At 67.5% G+C, this 25,731-nt stretch carries 24 protein-coding genes; 12 read left to right on the top strand and 12 right to left on the bottom strand.

The features are described from left to right. Positions 1–160 precede the first annotated feature (160 nt). Together NR810_RS17780 and NR810_RS17775 are read left to right on the top strand one after the other, a co-directional pair. Positions 161–1,531 carry a hypothetical protein gene (locus NR810_RS17780; RefSeq protein ID WP_257453870.1) on the top strand — a complete coding sequence of 457 codons (1,371 nt, stop codon included), beginning with the start codon at positions 161–163 and terminating at the stop codon, positions 1,529–1,531. A gap of 57 nt (positions 1,532–1,588) precedes the next feature. Next, on the top strand, positions 1,589–2,395 hold the full coding sequence (locus NR810_RS17775; RefSeq protein ID WP_257453868.1) for an SDR family NAD(P)-dependent oxidoreductase: 807 nt from the start codon (positions 1,589–1,591) through the stop codon (positions 2,393–2,395). A gap of 86 nt (positions 2,396–2,481) precedes the next feature. Here NR810_RS17775 and NR810_RS17770 read toward each other — a convergent pair whose 3' ends face one another. Continuing rightward, entirely contained in the window at positions 2,482–3,666 is a 1,185-nt protein-coding gene (locus NR810_RS17770) for an AI-2E family transporter (protein ID WP_257453865.1), read from the bottom strand. A gap of 243 nt (positions 3,667–3,909) precedes the next feature. Between NR810_RS17770 and NR810_RS17765 the strand changes: the two genes are divergently transcribed. The 4 genes from NR810_RS17765 (at position 3,910) to NR810_RS17750 (ending at position 7,477) form a co-directional block, all read left to right on the top strand. Beyond that, entirely contained in the window at positions 3,910–4,488 is a 579-nt protein-coding gene (locus NR810_RS17765) for a hypothetical protein (protein ID WP_257453864.1), read from the top strand. Between the two features lie 134 nt (positions 4,489–4,622). Further along, positions 4,623–5,285, top strand: coding sequence for a hypothetical protein (locus tag NR810_RS17760; RefSeq protein ID WP_257453862.1), 663 nt, complete (start codon positions 4,623–4,625; stop codon positions 5,283–5,285). A 131-nt stretch (positions 5,286–5,416) separates the two neighbouring features. Then, complete coding sequence (locus NR810_RS17755; RefSeq protein ID WP_257453860.1) at positions 5,417–6,148, top strand: putative metal-binding motif-containing protein; 732 nt, start codon at positions 5,417–5,419, stop codon at positions 6,146–6,148. 93 nt (positions 6,149–6,241) lie between these two features. Further along, complete coding sequence (locus NR810_RS17750) at positions 6,242–7,477, top strand: Ig-like domain-containing protein (protein WP_257453858.1); 1,236 nt, start codon at positions 6,242–6,244, stop codon at positions 7,475–7,477. 5 nt (positions 7,478–7,482) lie between these two features. Here NR810_RS17750 and NR810_RS17745 read toward each other — a convergent pair whose 3' ends face one another. Both NR810_RS17745 and NR810_RS17740 read right to left on the bottom strand, forming a co-directional pair. After that, positions 7,483–8,310, bottom strand: coding sequence for a hypothetical protein (locus NR810_RS17745; RefSeq protein WP_257453856.1), 828 nt, complete (start codon positions 8,308–8,310; stop codon positions 7,483–7,485). Beyond that, positions 8,307–10,862 (bottom strand): TonB-dependent receptor domain-containing protein, encoded by a 2,556-nt coding sequence (locus tag NR810_RS17740; protein WP_257453854.1) that lies wholly within the window; start codon positions 10,860–10,862, stop codon positions 8,307–8,309. Before NR810_RS17740 ends, NR810_RS17745 begins: the two co-directional genes overlap by 4 nt. A 66-nt stretch (positions 10,863–10,928) precedes the next feature. On the opposite strand from NR810_RS17740, the gene NR810_RS17735 reads away from it, so the two are divergent. Next, positions 10,929–11,813, top strand: coding sequence for a hypothetical protein (locus NR810_RS17735; protein WP_257453853.1), 885 nt, complete (start codon positions 10,929–10,931; stop codon positions 11,811–11,813). 2 nt (positions 11,814–11,815) lie between these two features. Here the strand turns inward: NR810_RS17735 and NR810_RS17730 are convergent, their stop codons facing one another. Continuing rightward, the gene (locus NR810_RS17730; protein ID WP_257453851.1) at positions 11,816–12,898 is read right to left on the bottom strand and encodes a cyclic nucleotide-binding domain-containing protein; all 1,083 of its coding nucleotides are present in this window, start codon (positions 12,896–12,898) and stop codon (positions 11,816–11,818) included. A 99-nt stretch (positions 12,899–12,997) separates the two neighbouring features. Between NR810_RS17730 and lepB the strand changes: the two genes are divergently transcribed. The 3 genes from lepB to NR810_RS17715 all read left to right on the top strand — a co-directional run bounded on the left by lepB (position 12,998) and on the right by NR810_RS17715 (position 14,987). Beyond that, complete coding sequence (lepB, locus tag NR810_RS17725) at positions 12,998–13,675, top strand: signal peptidase I (protein WP_257453849.1); 678 nt, start codon at positions 12,998–13,000, stop codon at positions 13,673–13,675. Positions 13,676–13,793: 118 nt separating this feature from the next. Continuing rightward, positions 13,794–14,486, top strand: a complete 693-nt coding sequence (locus NR810_RS17720) for a glutathione S-transferase family protein (protein ID WP_257453847.1) — start codon at positions 13,794–13,796, stop codon at positions 14,484–14,486. A 27-nt stretch (positions 14,487–14,513) separates the two neighbouring features. Further along, positions 14,514–14,987, top strand: a complete 474-nt coding sequence (locus NR810_RS17715) for a SitI3 family protein (RefSeq protein WP_257453845.1) — start codon at positions 14,514–14,516, stop codon at positions 14,985–14,987. 135 nt (positions 14,988–15,122) lie between these two features. Here the strand turns inward: NR810_RS17715 and NR810_RS17710 are convergent, their stop codons facing one another. Beyond that, on the bottom strand, positions 15,123–15,941 hold the full coding sequence (locus tag NR810_RS17710) for a hypothetical protein (RefSeq protein ID WP_257453843.1): 819 nt from the start codon (positions 15,939–15,941) through the stop codon (positions 15,123–15,125). Positions 15,942–16,579: 638 nt separating this feature from the next. Between NR810_RS17710 and NR810_RS17705 the strand changes: the two genes are divergently transcribed. Continuing rightward, positions 16,580–16,843, top strand: a complete 264-nt coding sequence (locus tag NR810_RS17705; RefSeq protein WP_257453841.1) for a hypothetical protein — start codon at positions 16,580–16,582, stop codon at positions 16,841–16,843. Between the two features lie 266 nt (positions 16,844–17,109). Here NR810_RS17705 and NR810_RS17700 read toward each other — a convergent pair whose 3' ends face one another. The 5 genes from NR810_RS17700 to NR810_RS17680 all read right to left on the bottom strand — a co-directional run bounded on the left by NR810_RS17700 (position 17,110) and on the right by NR810_RS17680 (position 21,225). Further along, positions 17,110–17,682 carry an imm11 family protein gene (locus tag NR810_RS17700; RefSeq protein WP_257453839.1) on the bottom strand — a complete coding sequence of 191 codons (573 nt, stop codon included), beginning with the start codon at positions 17,680–17,682 and terminating at the stop codon, positions 17,110–17,112. Beyond that, complete coding sequence (locus NR810_RS17695; RefSeq protein WP_257453837.1) at positions 17,679–19,079, bottom strand: AHH domain-containing protein; 1,401 nt, start codon at positions 19,077–19,079, stop codon at positions 17,679–17,681. The genes NR810_RS17700 and NR810_RS17695 overlap by 4 nt, the downstream gene beginning before the upstream one ends. 502 nt (positions 19,080–19,581) lie before the next feature. After that, positions 19,582–20,100 carry an RpnC/YadD family protein gene (locus NR810_RS17690; protein WP_257453835.1) on the bottom strand — a complete coding sequence of 173 codons (519 nt, stop codon included), beginning with the start codon at positions 20,098–20,100 and terminating at the stop codon, positions 19,582–19,584. 208 nt (positions 20,101–20,308) lie between these two features. Beyond that, on the bottom strand, positions 20,309–20,446 hold the full coding sequence (locus NR810_RS17685; RefSeq protein ID WP_257453834.1) for a hypothetical protein: 138 nt from the start codon (positions 20,444–20,446) through the stop codon (positions 20,309–20,311). A 545-nt stretch (positions 20,447–20,991) separates the two neighbouring features. Next, positions 20,992–21,225, bottom strand: a complete 234-nt coding sequence (locus tag NR810_RS17680; protein ID WP_257453833.1) for a hypothetical protein — start codon at positions 21,223–21,225, stop codon at positions 20,992–20,994. A gap of 334 nt (positions 21,226–21,559) precedes the next feature. On the opposite strand from NR810_RS17680, the gene NR810_RS17675 reads away from it, so the two are divergent. Further along, entirely contained in the window at positions 21,560–23,563 is a 2,004-nt protein-coding gene (locus NR810_RS17675; protein WP_257453831.1) for an elongation factor G, read from the top strand. Positions 23,564–23,593: 30 nt separating this feature from the next. Here the strand turns inward: NR810_RS17675 and NR810_RS17670 are convergent, their stop codons facing one another. Both NR810_RS17670 and NR810_RS17665 read right to left on the bottom strand, forming a co-directional pair. After that, the gene (locus NR810_RS17670; RefSeq protein WP_257453829.1) at positions 23,594–24,235 is read right to left on the bottom strand and encodes a prepilin-type N-terminal cleavage/methylation domain-containing protein; all 642 of its coding nucleotides are present in this window, start codon (positions 24,233–24,235) and stop codon (positions 23,594–23,596) included. Positions 24,236–24,323: 88 nt separating this feature from the next. Beyond that, positions 24,324–25,727 (bottom strand): hypothetical protein, encoded by a 1,404-nt coding sequence (locus NR810_RS17665; protein ID WP_257453828.1) that lies wholly within the window; start codon positions 25,725–25,727, stop codon positions 24,324–24,326. Positions 25,728–25,731: the final 4 nt, after the last annotated feature.

Raw genomic sequence — 25,731 nt, 5'->3', positions numbered from 1 at the left:
GTATTCGTCACCGTCCTCCTCTTCCGAGTGGAAGAGGAGGACCCCGGGCATCGAGGTACACGGCCCGGGTGATAAGGTGCGCGCCCACCGGATGACCGCGCCCATCACCCTGGCACCCCCCCCATCTCCCGCCTCCGGATCACAAGGATGGCTCGGGCCCATGGCCCTGGCGGGCCATGCGCTGCTGGGCTTCGCGCTGGCGCGGACGAGAGGGCACTACAACGGCGACTTCATCTTCCTGGTCGGAGGCATCCTGCTGCTCTGGCTGGTGGGACTGGGCATCACACGTCCGGTGCGGGCGGAGGTGGCACGAGCCAGGACACGAGCCTGGGCGTGGGGCGTGGCGGCATTCTTCACCCTGTACGACCTGGTCCTCGAGCCGGGTACCAACCTGAGAGCCGGGACGGACCTCCGGCCCTTCGCGCTCCTGGGTGGGCTCGCGGTGCTGCTCGTGGGGAGCTGTGCCGTGCCACCGGACTCCGCTTCACGAACCACCCGGCGCCTCCATGCGGTGCGCACGGTGGGCATCTTCGCCCTCCCGCTCGCGCTCGGGTGGCAGCTCATCGCCGCGTCCCCCGCACCGCACATCGACGTCTGGGAGGTCCACCAGCAGGGGGCGAAAGCGCTCCTGAGCGGCCTGCCGGTGTACGGCGGTGCCCTGCGAACCATCGACTCCTACAGCTTCGCGAGGGAGATCGACTCCTACGCCTACCCGCCGCTCAACCTGCTCCTCACCACCGCCGCGTATGCCGTCACGGGGGAGACCCGGCACGCCCAGCTCGCGTGCCTCCTGCTGGGGGCCTTCTTCTTCTGGCGTGCCGCGCGGCGCCGGGTGGAGCCGGGAGATCCGCTGCCCGAGCTGCTCGTGGCCTGCCTCGTCTTCCACCCGAGAGGACTCTTCACGCTGGAGCAGGCCTGGGGCGAGCCACTCGCGCTGCCCTTCCTCGGGGCCTTCGTCTACTTCCTGGGCGAAGGCCGGAGGACGGCCGCGGCGGTGGCGCTGGGTCTGCTGTGCGCGACGAAGCAGCACTTCGTGCTGTACCTGCCCCTCGCCCTGCTGTTGCCCGGCCCGGTCTGGCGTCACGTGGCCGTCGCGGTGGGGACGGCGGCGGCCACCTTCGTCCCCTTCCTCGCGTGGACGCCGGGAGGGCTGTGGAGGGACCTGGTGGTGCACCACCTGACCAACCCCTTCCGGCCGGACTCGCTCTCGCTGACGGCGTGGTTCCTCCACCGGGGGCAGTCGCTGCCTGGCTGGCTGGGGTTCGCGGGCGCCCTGGGCATCTGGGCCCTGGCGCTGAGGCACCGCCGCCGGGGGCCGGAGGTGCTGCTGCTGGGGAGCGCCCTGGCCTTCGGGGTCTTCTTCTTCCTGGGCCGCCAAGCGTTCTGCAACTACTACTACCAGGTGGGCGCCACGGTGCTCGCGGCGGTCGTCGCCTCGCTGGGGAGCCACCCGGCGGAGGGGAGCGGAACGGTCTCCCCCGGAGGCGAGGAGCAGGCGGGTGCCACCGGGGCACCTCCGCTGGCGGCGTGAGCCGGGGGCGAGGAACGAGTCCTTCAACATCCCGGGCGTTCCTGTAGGGTGCGAGACATGAGTCAGAAGCTGGAGCTTCGAGGGAAGTGGACCCTCGTCACCGGAGCCTCGTCGGGGCTGGGCGTGGAGATCGCCCGGTCCATCGCGAGGGACCATGGCGGCAACGTGCTCGTGGTGGCGCGGAGGCGCGACCGGTTGGAGGCGCTGTGCGAGGAGCTGCGCTCGCGCCACGGGGTGCAGGCGGCCTGCATCACGGCCGACCTGTCACACCCGGAGGACGTGGAGCGCGTCTTCACCGAGGCCACGCGCGAGCGGGACATCCACGCCGTGGTCCTCAACGCCGGGGTGACGTACTGGGGCGAGGCGCTGAAGCTGAGCTGGAGCGAGTTCCAGTCCATGCTGAACACCAACGTCACCAGCATGGTGCGCCTGTCCACGCTCTTCATGAGCTACCTCGTCGAGCGGGGGATGAAGGGCGGAGTGATGCTCGTGTCGAGCATGGCGAGCATCATCCCGGTGCCGTACCAGGCGGCCTACAGCGGCACCAAGGCCTTCGTCACCAGCTATGGCCAGGCGCTGGCGCAGGAGGTGCGGCACACGGGCGTGTCCGTCACCGTCTTCGTTCCGGGCGGCATCTCCACGGAGATGCTGGACAGGACGGGGCTGTCCAACCGCTTCAAGGCGGGGGAGCTGGGGATGATGACGGCCGAGCAGGCATCCGCGCACGCGGTGCGGGCCTTCATCCACCGCAGGGAGCTCTACGTGCCCGGGCTGATCAACCAGACGCTGGCCCTGGCCGCGAGGATGCTCCCGCGCGGCTTCCTGGCCCAGCGCACGGCGGCCCTCTACCGCCCCGAGCCCTGAGCGGTGGTGCCGGGCCGGAGGCTCACTGCTCCCGGCCAGGTGGGTCCATCCGAGTCCATGACGTCCCGAGGCATGCCGTCCTCCCTTCACACGTGCCGGGGCCGGCGCCAGAAGTTGGGACGCCAGCGGCCTCGCTTCTCGAGCTCCGCGGCCACGTCTCCCTTCAAGGGCAGGCCCAGGCGCTCGCGCCGCAGGAGGAGCAGCTCGCGGATGACGATCTGACAGGTGCCCACGATGGGCACCGCGAGGAAGGCCCCGAGCACACCGGCCAGCTCGGCGAAGAGGATGATGCCGAGCAACGTCACCAGCGGGTTGAGCTCCACGGTGCGCTTGTAGACGATGGGCGCCAGCGCGTGGTTCTCGAACTGCTGGTAGAGCACGGCGAAGACGAAGACCGCCAGCGCGTCCCAGGCACTGCCCGAGGCGAGCGCCACCAGGCAGAGGACCGCGCCGGCCATGGTGGCGCCCAGCAGGGGGATGAGGCTGCCCAGTCCGGAGAGGATGCCGAGCGGTAGGAAGAAGGGCACGCCGAGGATGGCCAGGAAGAGGGTGGTGCAGGTGGCGTTCACCACGGCGATGAGGGCCAGTCCGCTGAGGTAGCCGCCCACGGAGGTGTAGACCTTGCCCAGCACCCGCTCGTAGCGCTGGCGGTGGGCCGGGAGGGACTCGGCGAGCAGTCCCCGCACCACCGAGCCGCCATAGATGAGCATGAAGACGACGAGGAAGAGCACGGTGACGAAGGCACCCAGTCCGGCCAGCACGCTTCCCACCATGCGCAGCGCCGGATCCACCGCCTGCTGGAAGAGCCCCGGGTTCCCCTGGCCGAGCGTCCCCAGCCGCTGATCGATGTGGATGCGTGCGTCGAGCCACTGGAAGATCCGGGTCTCGTGGATGCGTGCGTTGAGCTCCGGCAAGCGCACGGCCATCTCCCGGACCTGCGCCACCGCGGAAGGGATGATGAGGAAGCTCACGCCCACGAGCGCTCCCAGGCACAGGGAGATCACCACCCCGATGGCCACCGGCCGCCTCAGCCCCCACTTCTCCAGGCGCTCCACGCCGTGGTTGAACGCCACCGCCAGGAGGATGGCCGTCACACAGAGGGTGATGGTGACGATGCCGTGGAACAGCAGGTAGATGGCCGCCAGCACTCCCACCACCGTGGCGCAGATGGTGAGAACCGTCTTCACCGTCACCTGAGAACGCGGCACCGGCACCGGCTCGCGATCATTCACCGGCTCGACTGGCGGTCGAACGGGCCTATCTGAATCCACGCCCCCTCCCTTTCCCTTCCCCGTGTGGGCTCCGGGGAAGTTGCGCCTCCGTCGACCCGAACGGCAGTGCACCGCCGGGATGACGACCGCCCGCCCGGCTGGCTGCCCTCCCCCTCGGGCCGGAGCGGGCTTCCCGGAAAAAACGCCACGTCCCACAAATGCAACTTGATTGCATTTGAATCCACGTGGCACATTTCCGTCCGCACCAGGCAGCTCACCCCCCAACCAAGGAGAAGTCACACCATGAAGAACCTGTTCAAGAAGAGCCTGCTCATCTCGAGCGTGTCACTGCTGCTCGCCGCCTGCGGCGGGACGGAGGCGGAGCCCGTGCAGAGCGAGCTGGAGACCCAGGAGAGCGGCCTGCTCGCCGCCTGCACCGAGACGGCGGAGCTCGCCGAGGTGGCCGAGCATGCGTGCATCCACGCGGAGTTCGGTCCCTTCCAGAACGTGACGGCCGCCGCGCTGGGAACGGTTCCCTTCGTGGACGTCAACCTGCCGCACACCGGCTACGTCATCACCCTGCCGGCGAAGACCTCCAGCTGCGGCTGGGGCGGCGCGGTCAACTTCATCCCGGAGGAGTCCGGCGAGTTCGCCTTCCTGATGTCGCGCTACCCCAACCTGCGCATCTTCAACGGCACCACCGAGGTGGGCCGTGAGTGCCGCTACCAGGTGCCCACGGACGTGTGCGGCGTCCTGCGCACCGGCATCGTCGCGGACCTCGAGGCCGGCGTGGAGTACCGCATCGAGTTCCAGACGCTCAAGCAGAGCAACTCCCAGTTCACCCTCATCGTCGAGGAAGCCGCCCACCACCACGAGGAGTGATTCCTCCCCGGGCCCCAGGGCCCAGCCGGGGACCGTGGGCCAGTGCGCCCGCGGTCCCCGCCATTTCATGTCCTTTCGTGACACATCTGCATCCTAGTTGCATTTGATACGCCCGTACATGTAGGAAATCCGTCATGCGATCGACCCAACGCTTCCTCGTGCGGGCCGCCTGCGCGGTGGTATTCGCCGCCTGTGGCACCCCCTCCGGGCCCGAGACCGAACCGCCGCCGACCCAGGAGCAGACGGACCCGTGCGCGCCCAACGGCCACATCCACCGCGAGGCCACGGGCGACTGGTGCCACTGTGATCGCGGCTACCTGGCGTCGAAACAGGGCCTGTCGTGCGAGAAGGATCCGTTCTACGTCCCGAGGGATGGGTTCGACTTCGGTGACAACGGCCAGCACGCGTGCTGGCACGTCACCAACGGGCCCTTCGCGGTGGTGACGGCGTCCCTGGACCGGCAGCCCCGGGTGGACTCCTTCCACACGTACTACACGGTGAAGCTGCGCCCGGAAGACGGGCAGTACGTGGGCACCTTCAACTTCAAGGGCTACGCCACGGGCGACTTCGTCGTCTACCTGAGCGACGCCAGCGTCCCCGTCACCGTGCGTGAGGGAACGAAGGTCCTACAGCCGGTGGCCACCGCGCCCATTCCCCCGGACATCCGCGATGGGGTGTGCCAGGGCGGTCTGGTGGGCATGGTGGGCTACGAGCTGACGGACAAGGTGCAATACACCGTCACGTTCGGCCCCTCCTCCCTGCCCGAGCTGGGTGTGGTCATCGAACACCTGCAGTGACCGGCGCGGCGAAGAGCCAGACGGCTATTGCAACTCAGTTGCACATGCGTCATCAGTGGAGGCGCCGAGGAGCGCGCGGTGGCGGTGCAAGGCTCCGCGCCGCTCCCGGTACACCCTGAAGAGGACCAATCATGAAGATGACGATGCGGAACATCTGCGGTGCGCTCATGGGCCTGTCGCTCGCGGCCTGCGGCCCGGGCCTGGAGGAGGAGCAGGGCACCTCGCAGCAGGAGCAGGAGCTGGAGGCCGGCTGCACGGCGCTCGGCTCCGGCATCACCTCGCACTCCTGCGCGCACTCGACCAACAGCGCGGATCACGTGAGCGTGACGGCGACGAGCGGCCTCACCGCCGCGACGCCGGGCATCAGCACCGCCCACAAGCAGTTCGACGTGACGCTGCCGGCCAGCGCCGCGGGCACGGTGAAGTTCCAGCCGGCCACCGCGGGCTCCTGGGCCTTCTACCTGACGCAGAACACCGCCATCACGGTGAAGGACAGCGCGGGCAACACGCTCAGCGCCGCCCTCACCCACTCCGTGAGCGGCTGCTCGCTGACGAAGGTGGCCGTGTACAACCTGAGCAGCACCACCACCGCGTATCAGGTGGTGCTGGGGCCCGCGTCGGGCAACCTGGTGGGCGTGGTCGCCGAGCGCGTGGAGGACTACACCGTCCGCTACTACCAGGACTCGGATGGTGACGCCTGGGGCAACAGCAGCGTCTCCGTGCTCACCGCGTGCGTGCCGCCGGCCGGCTACATCACCCAGCGCTACGACTGCAACGACACGAACGCCAGCATCAACCCCTCGGCCGCGGAGATCACCGGCAACAGCGTGGACGAGAACTGCAACGGCTCGCTGACGAACTAGTCACAACCTGAAGTAGCGGGCGAGTGCCCGCGAGCCGGGGCGGCCTCACTCCGAGGCTGCCCCGGTGTCATTTCCCGCGAGGAATCCCGAACGATGCGCTCCTTCCCTGGCAATGCCCTGCTCACCGCCTGTGCCCTGGCCCTGACGGCCTGCAACGACGCTCCCCCTTCCCCCGGCCCGTCCCCGGCGGACACCCAGGCCCCCACGGTGACGGCCACCGCTCCCGCCGAGCGTGCGGAGGGACTGCTTCCGGGTGCCACCACCGAGGTGTCCATCACCTTCAGTGAGCCCATGGACCCGGAGGCGGGCACCCTGGTGCCGTCGGAAGGGCTGACGCTCGGCGCCGCCACCTGGTCGGACAGGACGCTGAAGGTGCCCGTCACGAGCATCCGCCATGACGACGCCTACGCCATCGAGCTGAAGGGCTTCCGGGACGTGGCTGGCAACGCGCTGGACGGCACGGCCTTCCTGGGCGACGGGCGGCTGGACTTCCGCACCTCCTCGGACCGCCCCCGCCCGGCCGTGGCCTCCGCGAGCCCGGCGGAGGGGACCCGGGATGTCTACCCCGTGGAGATGTATTACGACGACTCGGCGAGCCGCCCGGGTACGTACTTCCGCAAGACGCTCACCGTGACGTTCACCGAGGCCATGAATCCGGCCTTCGCGCAGGTGACCCTGGTGAACCGTACCGACTCCAGCATCCCGCCGCGCACCCTGACGGGACAGTGGACCTCCGATGGCCTCACGTTGACCGTGCTCGTCTCCGCCCCCGAGGAGGGAGGACCGCCGCTGGAGGAGGAGTCCGCGTACACGCTGGATCTCTCCGCGCTGAGGAGCGCCGCCGTGGGCAACCGGCTCGATGCCACCGCCGTCCTGGGTGATGGAAAGCTGGACTTCACGACCGGCAAGCGCGACGGCAACCTCGAGCACGCCTGCTCCCATACCTTCATCGGCTCGGCACGGCCCGTCACGGCCGCCACAGCCCGCCCGCCCTTCGGGTTCCCGCCCCCGACGGACGAGGGCCACATCCGCTACCGGCTGACACTCCCGGGTGAGGGCCCCCGCGAGGGCTACACGGAGTTCGTGTCCAAGCCCACCCTGGACGAGGACGTCGTGCTGTACCTCAACCAGGGAGTCCAGGTGGGTGCCTACGATGACCTGGACGGAGTCGAGGTCCCCGTGGACTACCAGGCCACGCCCCCGGCCTGCGCTGGCATCACCCACCGGGCGCGCTTCACCGCCGCGATGGGGGTCCGCAGCTACATGATGCGCTTCGGGCCCACCGACGCCTCGACGCTCGAATTCGTCCTGGAGCGGTACGCGAAGTAGCCCGCTCACTCCCAGGCGGCGGAGAAGGCGGTGTGCCGCCGCACGTTGACGAGCAGCGCGCGGTGCACCTGGCTCTCCGGGGGCACCGTCACCGCCGCCCCGCTGGCCGGTACCTCCAGCCGCTCGAAGAGCGTGCCCTCGAACCAGCGGTGGGGCTGGAGCTCCACGACGAAGAGGCCCTCGTCGTCCAGCTCCACCTCCATGGGGACGAAGTCCACCCGCTGCAGCTCCACCGGCGGGGGGAAGTCCAGGGCGGCCCGGAAGGACACGGTGTGCCCCTCGCGCGAGGCCGTGCCCGCCAACACCACCGAGCGGCCCTCGAGCGGCGCCGCCTCCGCGCCCAGGGCTCGCGATGGAGGCTGGAGCAGCAGCGAGAAGGAGCGCGCCACACCGGCGATCCCCGGCGAGCGGCCGAGCACGCGCGTCGCACCACCCTCCGCGAGCAGATCGAACACCACCTCCCGGTCCCACTCGCCCAGCACCCGGCCGCCCGAGAAGAAGGAGTCGTGCGCGTGCGCGCTGGGGACGAGCACCTCGCCCATGCGGCGCAGCCAGTGGCCCGTGACGGTCGGCTGAAGGGGCGAGGGGTTCTCGAAGAGGTAGATGGGGCCGAGCACCATGCGCGCGGACGACAGCTCCACCCGCCAGCCGGTATCGGTGGTGAAGTGGCCGGGAGCCGTCTCGCCAGGAGCACGCGCGGTGCGAAGGCCCATGCGGAAGGTGATGCTCCGGCCACCGGTGCCGGACAACCCGCAGGCCTGGACGCCGCCGAGCAGCGAGGCCCCGAGCAGGGTGGTGAAGGCCCGGCGCGTGGTGCGGAGGGGGGAAGTCATGGCTGTGGCTCCTCCTGTTCGAAGTCCAGGTAGACGGTGAGAGTGCCCTGGAAGGTGCGAGGGGCTCCCGCGGAGAAGTGGCGCGTGGCCATGAGAGAGGCCGGCGCGTCCGGGCCGCGGAAATTGGAGACGTAGTTGAACTCGGCCTCGCGCCAGCGCGCGTCCAACAGGTTCGTCACGGACACACCGAGCTCCATCCAGTTCCACCGGGCCCGAGCCGCCACGTCGAAGAGGAAGATGGGGTCGCTGTAGCGGTCGAGCGGCAGCGGCTTGGGTCCGATGGCGCTGTGCCCCAGCGCCAGGTTCCATCCCACCGGCACCCCGGCGATGGAGACGTCGCCGCGCACGGAGGCATCGAGCCGGCCGAGGAGCTGGGGGATGTAGGGCATGACGGTGCCCTCCCACGGCTTCCACGGCGAGGCACCCGGCAGGGGCAGCGTGGCGCGAGCCCAGGCGACACTGGCCTGGACATCCAAGCGTTCCTCGAGGGTGAAGCGCGAGGAGGCGAAGGCGCCCAGCCGCTGCGAGGGGCCCACGGGCTGGTTGCGGCCGGCCGTCTCGTCGAAGACGAGGTCCTGCGAGACACGGGTGGCGAACACGGCCCCGCGAGCCTCCAGCGAGTACGGCCGCCCTTCCCCGCCCAGCTTCCAACCCAGGCCCGTCTCGGCGGACGTCACCCGGGCGTAGGGAGCGAGCTCCGCGTCGGAGAGCGCCGCGGCGTCGCTGGAGCGCGCGCCCAGACCCGCGCTGGTGAGCCAGGTGAGGTGGGGAGACAGCCGCACCTCGGCGGAGGCGCGGGGGCTGGCGAAGAAGCCATAGGCCTCGACGGACTCCTCGGGAATGCGCGTGCCCTGCCTGTCGGAGGCGGGCCGGTTCTGGTCCTCCACGCCGAAGAGGAAGGTGTCGAAGCGCAGGCCACCCCTCAGGGTGAGCCAGGAGAGCGGAGCGAGCCGGAGAGAGGCGTAGGCGCCCAGGTTGGTGGTGCGCACCTGGTTGTCGAAGAGGGTGCGGTAGGGAGCGCCGCCGTGGTCGCGCAGGCGCCGGGCGCGGGTGAGGACATCGTCGAAGCGGGCCACGTAGCCCAGCTCCAGCGGTTGCGGCTGCTTCAGCCAGGTGAGCCCCGGCGTATAGCGCCCGCGCAGGCCCAGGGTGGTGCCTCGGTAGTACTGCTCGTTGTTGTCGCCGCGCTGCTGCTCGCCGATGGGGGGCTCGTCATTGAGGAAGCCGGTGAAGTTGTCGCGGATGCGCATCTGCCGCAGCACGACGAAGCCCTGCTGCACGAAACGCCCGCCCCGGCGCAGCCGCGACTGCAGCTCGGCGGAGACGAGGTGGCGCTGTCCGGCGCCGCCCTGGTTCGGGTCGTAGAGACAGAAGAACTGGGCGTCCGCGTCGGCCGCGCAGGGCATGCGCCCGTCCACCACGTCCGTCTCGCGGACGACGCCCGCCGAGGAGAAACGCGCGGCGTAGCTGGCGCCAAAGAGGCGGAGCCGCGTCTCGTCGCCCACGCGGAACTCCACCTGGGCCATGGCGCCCGCGTTGGCGTAGGCGCGGTTGGGTCCGAAACCATGTCCCTGGCGCAGCAGCAGGCCCACGAAGGTGGCCTCACTGGACTCGGGAGGCCCCCAAACCAGGGACAACCGGCGCGAGGCGAAGCTGCCATAGCTGGCGGACGCGGTCAGTCCACGGCGCTTCAAACCCAGCTGGTACTCCACGGTACCTGCCACGCCGAAATCACCCTGGGAGGGGTCATAGGGCCCCTCGGTGACGCGCAGCGAATCCACCAATTCGGGGATGATGAAATAGGTGTCCGCGTAACCATGACCATGGGCATGGGACACCTCATTGAGGGGGACACCATTGAGACGGAACTCGACGTCCTTGCCCTCACCGGCGTCGAAGCCACGGATGAAGATGGTGTCCGCATGGCCCTCGCCGCCGTGGTTGGCGAGCATGACACCGGGGGCCAACAACATGAGATCGGAGGCGGAGTTACGAGGAACATCCGCGAGTTGCCCCACGGGGATATGAAAGTCACCGACGGCGGCGGGAGGAGGAGCGGACGTCTGACCGCGAACGGTGGTGGCGAACGAAGGCCCCCCCTCCTCCCTCTCCCTCCGGGAGAGGGTCGGGGTGAGGGTATCCGCGCCCGTACTCCCCGCCGTGTCCGCCCCCTCTCCCTCTGGGAGAGGGCTGGGGTGAGGGTCATCCCCGTGCGCAACGCCGGCCACCGGTTCAGGAGGCGTGAAAGTCACAGGCACATCCGCCTGGACCTCCAGGGGCACCTCGCCGCGCCGAGCGGGCTGAAAGCGCCAGCGAACGGCGGCGGCCATGGCGGCGCGGTCGAACGAAACCCCGGCCGACTCACGGACCTCCACGTGGGACACCTCGCCCTGCGCGTCGATGGTGAGGCGCAGGAGCACGGTGGCGGGGGCAGCCAGAGGGGGCGCGTCCGCGGGCATCACCGGGGGAGCGGCCTCCAGGGGCACAGGGGGAGTCACTGGCACATCGGCCGCGGCGCCCAGCAGGCAGAGCACCAGACAGGAAATCCACATGGGTGACCGCGAGATACACCACCCCACCCTTGACTCGCAACACCGTTGCATCTACTCCTTGATTGCATGCACATCGGATCATGGAGAACCCGGACGTGGCGCGCGGCGCTCGTGGCACTGGCCCTGGCGGGGGCGGGATGTGAGCCCGTGGCCGAGGGGGACGTGCAGGTGACGATGAGTGGCGGGGACGGCACGCAGCGCGGCTACCCGAGCCACCTCTTCCAGGATGGCTGGTCCGTGCAGTTCACGAAGTACCTGGTGTCACTGGGGGACTTCACGCTCACGTCGGCCGCGGGGGAGAAGCGCGCGTCGAGCGAGCACGTGCTGGTGGACGTGCAGAAGGGGGACATCCCGCTCACCGAGCTGAAGGGCCTGGCGGCGGGGCGCTGGGGCGTGGGCTTCCGGGTGAGCCCGCCGAGGGAGGACACGAAGCTGCCCGACGGCAGCGTGTCCGCGGAGGACCTCGCGATGATGCGAGAGCGGGGCTACAGCTACTGGGTGGAGGGCGTGGCGGTGAAGGAGGGAGTGGGCGTCTACAGCTTCCGCATGGGGTTCCCGGTGGACGCGCGCATGGTGGACTGCATCAACGGCGCGGACGGGACGATGGGCATCGTGGTGCCGGAGGGCTCGGTGGGGAAGGCGGAGGTCACCATCCACGCCGAGCACATGTTCTACGACCGGCTGGGGACGCACCGTGGGGTGCAGCTGCGCTTCGACGCCTTCGCGGCCACCGCGGATGCGAAGAAGGTCATCACCCCGGAGGGGCTCTCCTCACAAAAACTGCTGGACCTGCGGGGCCCGGACGGGACCGAGCTGCGGGACAACCAGGGCAAGCCGGTCGTCTACGAGCCGGGTGCCTACACGGTGAAGACGCTGCAGGAGTTCGTCACCCAGAGCATCGTGGATCAGGCGCACCTCAACGGAGGAGGCGTCTGCACCGTCGCCCACTGAGGTCAGACGCGCTGATCTCCCTCGTGCGCGGCGCGGCCGGAGAGCAGCTTGGAGATGTGCAGCAGGCGCTCCGTGCCCAGACGCATGAGCGCCGCGCGAACTCCGGGTTGACTGAGGACGTGCTGCTCGAAGGCCTCCTGCCCCAGCCGCAGCAGGTGGCACTGGGTGTCCGCGCGCACCGTGGCACTCGCCGGCCGGCCGAGCAGCAGGGAGATCTCCCCGAAGACATCCCCCTCCCGCAGCGAGGAGAACGCCTTCTGCCGCCCGTCCGGTTGGCGCAGCACCGGCGAGCACTGGCCCGTCAACAGCAGGTACAGGGCCTCGCCCCGCTGGCCCTGCTCGATGATGACCTGCCCGGCCTCCACGGTCCGCAGCTCGAAGATGCGTGACAGCGCCTGCCGCTGCGCGGGGGCCAGCGCGGAGAAGACGGGGTTGCTGCGCAGCACGTTGGCCAGCAGCCGCTCCCGGTAGAAGGAGTGCGCCGTCTCGGCGACGGCGGGGTGCTTGAGGGCGAGCCGCTCCACGCGCGTCCGCGGCAGCTCGAGCGCCACGGTGGGCTGGGTCGCCACCACGGTCGCCAGCCGCGGACTCTCGGAGACGAGGGCGATCTCCCCGAAGAACTCGCCCTCCCCCAGCGAGGCGAGTGTGCGCCGCTCGCCGCCCTCCATCTGGCGCATCACGTCCACCCGCCCCTCGACGAGGGCGAACGTGGACCTGCCCAGCTCGCCCTCGGTGATGAGGCTCTGTCCGGGCTGGAAGGAGCGCGGCTCCACCGCGCCCACCAGCTCCATGAAGGGCTCGCGGGCGAGCTGCGAGAAGAGGGGCACTCGAGGCAGCGCCTCGGAGCCGGCGGCGGGAGCGGCCGCCCCCGAGGCATCGGAGCGCGCGTACAGGTCCGCCAGCAGTTGCGGCGTGCGCACATGGCCCGGGTCGAGTTGGAGGAGGACCCTGCACACCGCGATGGCGCGCAGCGGCTGGCCGCGCCGGGCCCAATCGGCCGCCAGGGCCTCTCCGGTGGCGAGGGCCTCGGGCGTACGGCCGAGCGACTGAAGCCGCTCGAGTTCCTGATGCAGTGCGTCGGACATGGCCTTACCATCTATGCCACAGGCCCTTCCCCCGTGCAGCCCTGGAGAATGCAATGGGTACGCGCTCCGGCCGTACAATGGAGGCGCCGAGGAGGAACGATGGGTCGCACACACGACAGCACACCGAACCGATCCAGGTGGAGGCCGTACCTCGTCGAAGTGGTCGCGCTGGCGGTGCTCTTCGTCGGCCGCGCCAGTCTCGCCGACCACTACCACGTGCCCTCCGGCTCGATGGAGCCCACGCTGCGCATCCAGGACCACCTGGCAGTGGACAAGCGGGCATACGGGCTGCGCATCCCCCTCACCCACATCTGGCTCACCGAGACGGAGCCCCTACGGGGAGACGTCGTCGTCTTCGACTCGCCCATCGATGGCAAGGTGATGGTGAAGCGGCTGGTGGGCCTGCCGGGCGACCGCGTCCTCTTCGATGGGGAGTCGCTCGTCCTCAACGGGCAGCCCGTGGAGCAGCGCTTCACCGAGGATGGAGCGCGGCTCGAGCTGCTGCCGGGAGCGCTCCACCCCCTCGACCCGGAGCCCTACCAGGGGCCGGCGATGAACGAGGTGGTGATCCCGCCGCGGTATTACCTGGTGCTCGGGGACCACCGGGGTAATTCGGCCGACAGCCGCGTCTGGGGACTGGTGCCCCGGGAGAATCTGCTCGGCCGCGCGGTGGCCGTGCTCTACAGCCCTCGCGAGGGGCTCTCCGCGGGCGAGCGCTGGTGGATTCCCCTGCGCACGGACGAGAGAACCGGCGTCGATACGCGCCTCACGCGTTAGTCCCGCCCATGTTCTTCCGCTCTCGGAGCCTGTTCGAGCGTCACCACCTCCACCCGGCCCACCGACAGGTTGTTTTCCAGCTGCACCAGGCATTGGAGAGGAAGCAGGATTCCTCCCCATGCTCATCCTTCATCAAGGCCCCGCCGCGTTCGGCATCGGCAACATCAGCCCCTTCTGCCTGAAGCTGGAGGCCTATCTCCGGATGGCTGGGCTCCCCTACACGGCGAAGGAGGCCGACTACGGGAAGGCCCCCAAGGGGAAGATCCCCTTCATCGAGGAGGATGGCTCGTTCCTGGGTGACTCCCAGCTCATCATCGAGCACCTCAAGCGCAAGCACGGAGACCCACTCGACGCGAAGCTCAGCGCGGAAGAGGTCGCCGGGGGCCACCTGGTACGGCGCGTGTTGGAGGACAGCCTCTACTGGCACATCGTCCACGAGCGCTGGGTCTCACAGGAAGGGTGGCGGATCTACAAGCCCATCTTCGAAGCCATCTTCCCGCCTGTCGTCGGCAAGCTCGTCGTGCCCATGATTCGCCGGGGGATGACCAAGGCGATGCGCACCCAGGGCCTGGGCCGCCACCGGCCGGAGGAGATCCTGGAGATGGGCAAGGCGGACATCTCCGCGGTAGCGACGGTGCTCGGCGACAAGCCGTTCCTCCTGGGAGACAACCCCACCTCGTTCGACGCGGCGCTCTACGCGTTCATCGTGAGCATCATCGCGTTTCCGGTGGACTCACCGCTTCGGAAGTACACGCTGGCGCAGCAGAACCTGGTGCGCTACTGCGAGCGCTTCCAGCAGCGCTTCTTTTGATATGGGAATGGTTGATGGAGATGCTTCATGTCTCTCGATTATGAATTCTGTGTCGCATCCGAGCTGGACCCACAGCATATCTTGGGGCTGGTGATGGCGGAGTTGGGCCTGGTGGTGGAGGCCAGGCAGTCGGAGGATGGATGCTACGAGGATATCGTGGGTCCCGGATTTCTCACATATGCGTATTGCATGCCGGCCCCGGTGAGGATGGTCTACAAGGAGAGTCTGGCCATCGAGCCCAAGTTGGCCGTCCACTTCACGCTTGCTTATGACCCGGTCCCTGGCGAATGGGAGCAAGCCGTGGCCTCCATGCTCAGGGGTGTGCTGGCGGTAATCCGCCAGGTGCAGGGTGATGCGGTCCTCGTGTTCAATGGGGATTACGTCTTGTTGCTACGTCGAGAGGGCCACCTGGTCCTGGATACCAGCTCTGGACTCTGGAACCCGGAGCGTTTGAGCCTGGTGACCATGCCGCATACGCTCAAGGGTCTTCCCACCATGTAGAGTCATGTTGAATGGCGATGATGTGAGCGCCTGGTTGATGTCCTGATCAAACCGGATGGAGGCTTTGGCCCGGCGTGGATCGAGAAGGTGTTTTGATGAGTCCTGAAGAGGCCACGGAAATTGCGCGGCGGTATGTCAGGGAAAGGACGGGTAGGGACTTGCCCCTGAATGCGGCCGCGCGAGAGATTCCCAGGCTGCCTGGGAAATGGGTGGTCGTGTTCGACAGGTTCGACGGGACCGCAGTGATGGATGGCCCTGTTGTCGTGGTGGTTGATGATTCTTCCGGCAAGGTCGAGCTGCTTTGATTCCGCAGTTCAGGGGCCACGGGCCGAGGCGGCCCCGGTTCGTGGACACACCTGACAAGGGCCAGGGTCGACGGTGGTATTGGATATTTGCGTACCGTGTCAGGCCTGAGACATGGCGTGGGCGAAGTCGGTGTATAGCTTCGTGAAGAGGACATGGGGCATTGAGAATCGTAAGCCGGGTCGAGTTGCGCAGGCGGTAGAAGACCGAGCCCATGTTCGTTGCATAGATGGTGCGCATGAGCCCCCAGGCTGCATCGATGTTGAAGTCGAACTGAGGGAACCCGTTCGCGGCACGAACCACTTTGTCCATGATAGAAGGAGTGCGCATGTACTGCATCGCCATGAACAACGAGAAGTCGATATAGCGCTCGGGGTCAGCCAGGAGCGCAACATCCCCCTGGCGTAGCGAATCGAGAATCGGAACCGCCGAATCTTCAATTCCTGAGTGGAGATCCTCCTCGAGGTTGTTGATCGCGGTATCCAGTTCCCTCTCTAGCTCAGTGTTCTGGCTTCCGCTCTCGCGATACAGCTTCTGGAGACGAAACACCTCAGTAAAGTGTGGAATCCAGCCCTTCGCCAGAACCCGAAGCTCTGGGCTGATCTTATCGATGATGAGCATCTTCACGAACTCAAGGTCGCGCTCGCGCATCTCTCGAAGCCGATAGAAGTCACGGCGGTGGGCGATGTTCTCCGTGCTGGTGCAGAACCGGTTGCCGCCACGCTGAACCGCGAGTCGCCCAAGCAGTCAGGTAGTAATCCCAGACGTAATGCTGTTTTCGCTTCTTTATCCGTCATGTGTCTTATGTAACTTCCAGTGGAGGCGGCGGGAATCGAACCCGCCAAGGGCGGAGCCGCCCCCACTCGGGACCAAAGGCCCCCCGTTTTCCCTCTGAAAATGGGGCGCCCATCTGTCCGGGCGAGTCCAGGCGCGTCCGTTTGGTTTGGTCCTTTTTTGATCCCCTTGGACCCCTCGCCGGGCGATGAGCGGCGAGCACTCCGCCCCTCGGGCTGTCTTCTGGCGCCGATGCCCTAGCCTATTAATGCCGGGCCCCTGGTAGCATCCATCGCCCCGAGCCTCGCCTGCCGCGCCCTGGTGGCCATCACCGTCCCGTGCTTCGGGCATCTCTATTACGCGGGGCCCGAGTTGAACACGGCAGGCTAGGAGAGCAGCGATAGATTCTGCGAAAATCGCCTCAATAATCTTGACATCACCTTTTGAGACACGCACGGTGCCAACTTCTTAGGCGTATCGCCACAGCACGCGGTATTCCACATCGAGAGGTGCTCGTGACCACCAATGCTCCAGGCTCGCTTCAAGCCATGTTTGAGAACATCAGCAAGGACGCTTATAAAGCAGCAGATATTGCACGCGCTGGGCAGTACACATCCTTTGAGCACGCCGCCAAGGGATTCGACGAGATTGGATATTTCGCAAAGCACTGGGCATCACAAATCAGTGCGGAAGCGACTGCCGCTTCGTTTGACAATGCCACCTTGCAGAAATGGATAGCTGCTTTTGCGGCGGAGGCCAAGAGGCGAGCGGCCAAGTAGAAAGCACCTATTTCGGTGCCTACCGTGTCCCGCACCGACAGATTCAGCTCCAACCTCTGCCTCAACAACTCTCTCAGCTTGCGCATGGACAGCCTCTCTGCCGCCATCAACACCTCCTTGGGGGAGGTCAGAGGCGGCAGCTCGTCTAGCACTGTCAACGCTCCACGGTGTCACCCATCCCGTTGCCTACCTCCCGGGTGCGTTTCACTTGCCCGGAATCGGTGTTCCACATGGTCCGGTGCACGCAACGAACGGAAGGCTCCCAGTCACACTTCGATGAACTTGGCACCGGTGAGGCCTTCTTCCTCCATGGCCAGCTTGACGCGCTCGGAGACGATCAGCACCACCGTCCAGCCCCAAGGACGGAAGATATTAGCGCCGCCTACCTTCGTCGGGTCTATCCTCAGACCGGCGACGTTCCGGTATTCGCCCACCCTTTCTGGCTCTCCATGCCTGGGCTCCCAAAACGTAACCTCCTCGCATCGAGCCTCATCAATACACCTGATGATGTGGAGTGTGTTGAGGATGAAATACCGCTCAGACTGGTTCTCCACTCGCGCCGGGATGAACTGCACGTCGTTCTGGATGCCTAGCTGCTCGCACAGGGAAACAAAGAGATGGCTTACAACGGCAGTGGCCTCTGTTTCTGTATAATCGAGTGCCTGCCCGGGGTAACGCACAGAGAAGAAGGGCATCCAGTCCAAGCTCAAAGCCTTTCCCTCTTGTAGTCGCCCGGGAATAATCCTCCTTCCCTCAGCGTCCCATGGGCCTTGGACGTACCAGCGCCCCGGAATGTGTACATCGCCCGTTAGACGGAAATATCTATCCTGAGTGCTCATGGCTTCTTTGTAACGAGTTTATTGAGTCTTGAGCCAGACCTGCAGAGGTCGCCCGCAATTTCATCAAGCGCATTGGTAAGTTTGCGCCTGCATTCGTCTGGCCCTGCGCACAGCTTGATTGCGTCATTCAGGCGGTCATAAACCTCTTGATGGTACTGCTCGGGGTGCGGTCCCTTATGGCCAATAACAAAGAGTTTGTTCGCTGGATCATTGAGGCTCATGCCGGCTCGTTCGAAGAGAGGCTCAAACTGTGGTGTCCAGGGGCCGCCTCTGACTTCGGCCTTGCCATTCTTGTCGGTGGCAATGTGGTGTTCTGGAGCATCACCCTTGTTGTTGTCTTCCCGGCAGCCTCCCGTTGTCCGAGCCGCCTTGATGGCTGCATTGGCCGCGGAGGCCTCTGTGCCCAGCAGAGCCCCCATCAGCAGGACCGTCCCGTTCGCCACGGAGGTCTCTGTAACCGCTGCCTCTCCGACCACGACCGTCACCTGCGCACCGGCCCCCTGCACGACCGGTGCCCCTTGCAGTGTGACATTTCTCGACAGGGCGTACCGGGGCATGCCGAGCCTTGTCCACAGTCCACCTCCTCCCGGCGCCTTGGGCACCTGAGGCAGCTTCCCCGCCAGCCGCCCCAGAGCTATCGTCACAAGGACTCTCAGCGCCGTGCCGCCTATCTTCGGGCCAAAGTTCTGGGCGGCATTGTCCAGCTGCTCGAAGTCCTGCGCCGCCTCGGCCTCCTGGTACAGTTGCTTGACCGCCATCGCTACGTTCATGATTTCCGTAGCGCCATAGGTGACCAGGAGCCATAGCGAGACAGCCGCCACAAAACCCTTACTCAGAACGGGCTCAGGTGCCGCGAGCGCCGCGAGATACAAAGTCATTGAGGCGGCCATGGATACGATAAAAGCGGGCGAGCTGAACAGCTCCAGGGCCGCCTCGCGTGCGCTCTCTCCCATATATTGAGGGGAGAGCCTCAGCGCCTGGAAGAAGCGGCTGTTTTCCAGGTTGTTTGGCAACGCGAGGGCAGACGGCCCCTTCCTGTAAAGCTCTTCATAGTCCTTGCGAATCTTCTCCTGCCACTCTGGAGGGGCCGTGCTGACATATTGCGTCCCCACACTCGCGAGCCTCGTCCCGCCGGGGTACCGTGGCGGAGGGAGTGGCTCCTGCTTGCCGTATACCTCTTCGAAGGCCGCACGGATGGCTTGCCCGTCCTCCAGGGTCAGCGCCCCCTGGTCGCGGTCGGGAGGGAGTCGCTTGAAGATGAGCTGGACCCCTTTACGCCCCCAGCCGCCGTCGTACTCGCGCACTTCGACAGGCTCGAGTGCTCGGCCGGGCGGGGCGCCTCGAGCCAACATCGGTATCAGCACCAGGCACAGGGCGTGGGTGACAAGCTGACGCATGACCGGCTCCTCCTGCCCCTCGGAGCACCCCAGGAGCGTGAGCCGGTGATTGTTCACCCTACATGGGATAGGGAGGCAAGCCGCATTTTCCAGGACGCATGGGGTTGTCAGAGGGACCTGGTGGGCTGGCACGAAACCCGGTTCTCTACCCCTGTGCGCGTGCCCCTGGCTTCATGGAACCATGGGCGGGCAGCATGGGCAGGCGTGTACCTCACGGGGCTGCGCTGCCCCTCCACCGACCGGGCTCACTGCTCGGGCGGCACCTGTCAGCGGCCCTCCTCGGCCACACCGCTCCAGCCCTCACCCTCCACACGGCCTCTATTCCGCCTATGCGTAACACCGGGCAGCGCTTGGCCACGGCCCTATTCCTTGCAGAGAACCGGCCAGCCGTAGATGGTGCGCCACATCTGCTCAACGGCTATCCGTCCGGTCTTGCTTATGCAATACCTCTTGATCATCTCCCGATCGGCATAGTCGAGAGACCGGTCCCCTTCAAGATGCTTCAAGGCCAAGGCGGAAACGTGCCATTGGCGGTCGTGGAGCGGATACCACCGGATACCAAGAGCGCCGGTCCCGGAGTTCTGTAGTGTGAAATGGGCTCGGATTCGGCCGAAGACGTTTGCATCCTGTCCGTTGTAGACGACGGCGAGTCTGGATTTATGAAGGTATCGTCGGCCCACGCATCTTCAGCGTGGAACGGCAGCCGGATGCGATTGCGCCAGCAGTATTCAGCAATCTCTCGGAGGTTCATCGATCGGCGGGTCCTTGCCGGATCGTCCCCGTCATCCAGCAGCTCGGAGAGGGTCGTTGCCTGGAGCGCCCGGTCGAACCAGCAGTCGAGTGTTTCCACCTCCGTGCAATCGAGGATGCGCTGCCGCGAGGCTTCGTCGACATGAATCCCCCGTACGGCGAGAGTCCGCAGGATGTACTCGGCACGCCCTTGTCTCAAGCCCCGTGTCAGCCCTTCTTCCCTGCCTCGCACCAGGCCCCGCTCGATGAGCTCCTCGCCGTAGCTCCGCATCAACGCCTCCGCTCGTTGCTCAACCAGGACGGAATGTAGCACCCGACCCGTCGCTTCAAGGACGGCCTCGTCCCCCGTCCACAGCAGATAACGGATGCCACCACCAGGTGTTCGCTTCCCTCTGCAGCCGCCTGGACCTGGGCGAACAGGGCCGCCCACTCCGGCAGCTTCCAGGACAGTTGCCGGTACACCCGTAGCGCAGCACCAATCACGCCAGCCGTGCCAGCGGCGGACCGGGCCTTGCTTTCAGCGCCTCTTCCCGCTCAGCCGTCAGGTCGTCGAGCACGTACTCGAAATGCGGTAAGCCCACCATAAAGGCGAGCCTGACGCGGGACAACCTGCGCATGACCTTCCGCCTGTTCGTGGGCACCGGCGAGGCGCGGGAGGGCATGTTCGCCGGATGCCTAGAAGCCACCCTTGAACTCTGCACGCACACCCCGCGCAAGACATCGACCTCTACACCACGTTCCTGTGGGAGGCCCTCTGCGCCGAGATGAGGAAGCTCAAGGTCCAGCGTCACGAGTGCGGCCAGCTCGCCTGGCTGGCGCTGGCGGCCTCGGCCGAAAAAGAAAAACCCCCGGCTCGCCTGATGGCGGCCGGGGCCGTGCTACATCCAGTGGAGGCGGCGGGAATCGAACCCGCCGCCGGAGGTGTCCGGAGAGCGAGCTGGGACGCGGACTGCCCCAGTACGTGGAGCGGGACGCGCGCCAAGTACCTGGAGTGCGGAGTGCTGGCTCACGACTCCTGGCGCTTCTTGCCTGCTAGCAGGGTGCTGAAAAAGGGTCGGGGCCCCTGCTCGACCCCCAACATATGCGGTTGGGGTCCAACGCCTTGTCCAACCGGTAGTGGCGTGGCTGACCACCGTCGGACTTTTTCAGCAGCCTGCTAGGGTCACGGCTCGCCATGTCCAATCCCCTTTGCCGTCTCATGGAGGGTGTGGCGAGCGTCGCGATCAACGACGCCCAGGGCAACCCGCGTCTGCGTCATCACATTGGCGGCCCAACGGCGCGTCACCTCGTCTACGTTCTTCATCAACGAATCGAAGCGCCCCGCGCGCATCAATTCCACCAGCCGCTCGTCCCGCGAGAGAATCGCGGTCGCGTCCCAGGGGAAGCGGAGGTCCATCTCGCCGGCCCCCCCTGGTAGCGCGGGTCCGCGGCCAGGGTCTCCAGGTAGCGCGAGTAACTGTCGAAGAACCGGTCCACGTTCGAGGCGATCGGCACCACCTTGGGCTCATGGTGGTACCAGGGCTCGAACTGCCTATCGATACAGGGAAGCGGCCCCGAGCGTCACGCGCCCATTCGGGCCCTCCCTTGGGGACGAGGCCTTCGTCGCACGCCGGACGTCGAGGGCGAGCATGGAGGAAGGCCCTCGATCCTCCTGGCCATCACGCTTCCCGTGCATGGCGGGGAGACCCACCTTCCTGGGAGCGTAGGCCTGCCTGCAGGAGGGCGAGGTGATGAAACATCCCGCGTCGCCAAGAGTCGTCACCCTCGTAGGACCCCAGGGTGTGGGAAAGACCACCCTGTTCGAGTCGCTGTTGCGGTCCACGGGTGCGGAGGAAGTGCGTGCTTCGGGAGCAGCCGGTGCGGACACCGGACGGAGCATGACGCTCGAGCTGTCCGTGGCCCATACCGGGTTCCTCGGTGAGCAATGGACGTTCATCGACACTCCGGGAGCCTCGGAGTTCACCCAGGAGGCACGTCACGCCCTCATGGTGAGCGACGCGGCCGTGGTGGTGTGTGACGCCGCGCCCGAGCGCGCGGCGGCCCTGGCGCCCCTCTTCTCCTTCCTGGATGCACACCGCATCCCCCACCTGCTCTTCCTCAACGTGCTCGATGAGGGGAGCGCGTCCGTGCGGGAGGTGCTGGAGGCACTACAGGCCGTCTCCTCCCGCCCTCTCGTGCTGCGCGAGATACCGTTGCGCCAGGGCGGGCACCTGGTGGGCGTGGTGGACCTGGTGAGCGAGCGCGCCTGGGGCGAGAGCCAGGAAGGAAAACCCGCGCTCATCTCCCTGCCGGACGGAGACCGCCCACGCGAGGAGACCGCGCGGCGCGAGCTCATCGAGCGGCTGGCGGACCTGGACGACAAGCTGCTCGAGCAGCTCCTGGAGGACGTGGTGCCCCCACCGGAGGCACTCTATGGCCAGCTGGAGCGGGCCCTGCGGGAGGACAGGCTGGTGCCCGTCTTCCTCGGCTCGGCGGAGCGGGGGCTGGGCCTGGAGCGGCTCCTCAAGGGCCTGCGGCACGAGGTCCCCACGGTGGAGGAGACGCGCGAGCGCCTGGGCCTCCCCGGGGACGGGCCCACGCTGGTGCAGTCCTTCAAGACGCAGCACCTGCCCCACGTGGGCAAGCTGTCGATGGTGCGTGTCTGGCGCGGTGAGGTGCAGGACGGAGGCACACTGGCCAACGGGCGCGTGGGCGGCGTGCAGCGGGTGCACGGGACGAAGCAGACCGCCGCCGGCACGGCACGCGCGGGCGAGGTGGTGTCCGTCGGGCGCGTGGAGACGATGCGCACGGGTGACCTGGCCGACCCCACACGCGTGCACACCGCCAGGGACTGGCCCCTGGCACCGCCGCCGGTGCACCAGGTCGCCATCGTCGCCGAGAAGCGCACCGATGACGTGAAGCTGACGAGTGCCCTGGCCCGGCTGGTGGAGGAGGACCCCTCCCTGTCGGTGGATCAGGAGGCGGATTCACAGATGTTGCTGCTCGGCGGACAGGGCGAGCTGCACCTGCGCGAGGCCCTCGAGCACCTGCGCGCGCGCATGCGCGTCCCCGTGGTGACACGCCCGCTGCCCATTCCCTACCGGGAGACGCTCCGCCGCAAGGGCTCGCACCATGCGCGCTTCAAACGCCAGTCCGGCGGGCATGGGCAGTTCGGCGACGTGGTGGTGGACGTGGAGCCCCTGCCCCGGGGTGAGGGCTTCCGTTTCACCTCGGCCGTCGTGGGCGGAGCGGTGCCCAAGCAGTACATCCCCGCCGTGGAGGAAGGCGTGAAGGACGGCTTGAGACGCGGGCCGCTCGGCTTCCCCGTGGTGGACGTGGCCGTCACCCTCACCGGCGGCACGTACCACTCGGTGGACAGCTCGGACCAGGCCTTCCGCACCACCGGGCGTCTGGCCATGGTGGAGATACTGCCCAAGTTGGAGCCGGTGCTGCTCGAGCCCATCCTCCAGGTGGGCATCCACGTGCCACACGAAGCCATTCCGCGCGCACAGCGGCTCGTCACCGGCCACCGGGGACAGATATTGGGCTTCGACACCCACCCGGAGATACCGGGCTGGGAGGTGCTCACCGCCTACGTCCCCCAGGCGGAGATGCAGGGCTTCATCGTCGAGCTACGCTCGGCCACGTCCGGCCTGGGCGGCTTCGTGGCGCGGCACGATCACTACGCCGAGCTGGTGGGCAAGCAGGCCGAGCGCGTCGTGGTCCAGCACCACCAGGAGGCGGCGGAGCGATAGGCGGGGGCGGGTCTGACCCGCCCACCCCCTTCAGTCGCAGTCGGTGTCGTTGAAGACGTTGAACGGCACGCCCGAGACGGCCACGAGCTCATCGCTGCCGCAAGGAGGCGCGCTCACCTTCGCGTCCTTGGTGGAGATGTACCAGGTGTCCAGGCCGATCGACTCGTTGTCGATGTTGCCCACCGCGAAGCCATCGATGTTGCAACCGGGGCAGGAGCCCGAGAGGCCCGGGGCCTTCGGGTCATCCCCCGCGCCCACCCAGGTGAAGCTGACCGCCGCGGGCGTCGGCGTGGGGGGTGTTTCCATGAACCTGCCCTGGTCCACCGTGACGCAGTTGGGGAAATCGGGCGAGGCGATGGAACCGTCGCTCTTGCGCTCCTCGCACGCCTGGGTGGCGGTGTCGGCGAAGTAGTAGGCGTAGCGGTTGCCACGCTCCGGCGAGAAGCCGATCGTCTTGAGCGACTCCGCGTAGACGCCTTTCTCCTGGAGATAGGCGCGCTGGCTGACGAACCAGGACCTCAAGTTGGCCTTGGCCTCGCCCTGCTTGGAGCGAGCCTGGAACTTGAGGAAGTTCGGGACGGCGACGGCGGCGAGGAGGCCGATGATCGCCACGACAATCATCAGCTCGATGAGCGTGAAACCTCGGTTCTTCCAGACGGAGGGGCGGCGCATGAAGTGTTCCTGCAAAGTTCGAGCGCCACCCTATCATTTCTCAAGAAAAGACGGAGCCACGGGGCAACACGACGCACCGCATCATGACTCACCGTACGGCCACGGTACGGCCCCGCCAGTCGGAGGAGCTCCACCGCTGGAAGGAGCCCAGGGCATCCGGGCTCCCGGCGCTCTTCTCTGGCAGCAACGTCTCTCGCTTGAGCACCTGGAAGGAGGACTTCACCTTTCCGTCCACCAGGGCCTCGCGGGCCACCAGCACGCGTGAGCCGTCCGGGGAGAAGCCCGCGAGCTCCACGTAGCCCAGGACGGGCTCGGTCGCCGCGGGCGCCAGCGCATCCAGCACCCACGCGCCGCCCTCCTGGTGGAAGACCCAGAGCTCGGTCCAGCCCTCCAACATCTGCACCGCCACCGCCACCGCCGAGCCCTGGGCGGAGCGCCGCACGGAGCCGGGCCACACCAGTCCATAGGTGCAGCGCTCGGACAGCGGGGCCTTGGGGTCCTTCGCGTCCACCAGGCGCAGACAGGTCTCTCCCGGCTGCCCCTGCGCCAGCTCGAGCACCGGCCCGGAGCCCGGTTTCTCGGGCATGGGCTCCGAGGCATGGCGCGAGGCCCCCACCCGCACCGCGGCCATGGAATAGGCCGGCTTGTCCTCCTCGGTCAGCTCCGCCTTCAGCACGCGCGCCAGCTCCTCCACCGCGCGCGCACTGGCCTTCGCGCCCCGCTGGGCCTCACCGCGGCGGGAGAGCTGGAAGGACAGGGCCGCGTACACCTCGGCCCGCCGCAGGTGGAGGCGGTTGGCCAGGTACGCCGGCAGCCGGCCCCCATCCACCTGCTCCAGCACCGAGCCGCGCCACTCATCGAGCGCCTGCCGTGCCACCGGGTTGAGCGCCGGGTCGATGCACTCCGGCCGCGTCAGCGAGAGCGCCGCCCGGAGCCTCGCCTCGGGGCTGCCCCCGAGCGCCAGCACGCGGCGGAAGGCCTCGCCGTCGTAGCAGACGCGGGTGCGGCCCTCGCGCTCGAAGCTGACGAGCTTCACCCCGTAGCTGGCCGCCACGTCGAGGTGCGCCGCCAGGGCCACGTCGTTCGTCCTGTTGGAGGTGGCACGCCGGGCGAGCCGGTCCGCCAGGGTGCCCAGCGCATCGAAGAGCTCCGGGCCCACCTGCGAGGCGGGGGCCGCGCGCAGCAGCGCCGCCGCGTAGCCGATGCCCAGCGCCTCCGCGCCCGGCGTGTCCTTCAGGAACTCCACCACCGCCTGGAGCTTCGGCACGCTCGCCTCGTCCAGGCGGTAGATGCGCACCTGGTGCTCGCGCACGTAGCCGGGCCGCTCGCGGCCATGGTCGTACACCTGGATGAAGCCCTGCTTCTCTCCCCGGACCTCGAGCCACTCGCCCTGCCAGAGGGTGGCCTGGCGGGGAGCGGAGTCCTGCGGCGCGGCGCGCAGGGGCGCTTGGTCCTGCACCACGAGGGCGATGGCGACGAGCGTGGCGAGCATGGCG

This window comes from Archangium lipolyticum, assembly GCF_024623785.1.
Classification (GTDB): domain Bacteria; phylum Myxococcota; class Myxococcia; order Myxococcales; family Myxococcaceae; genus Archangium; species Archangium lipolyticum.
Note: the sequence above shows the minus strand (reverse complement) of the source record. Positions and strands in the feature narration are given on the sequence as shown.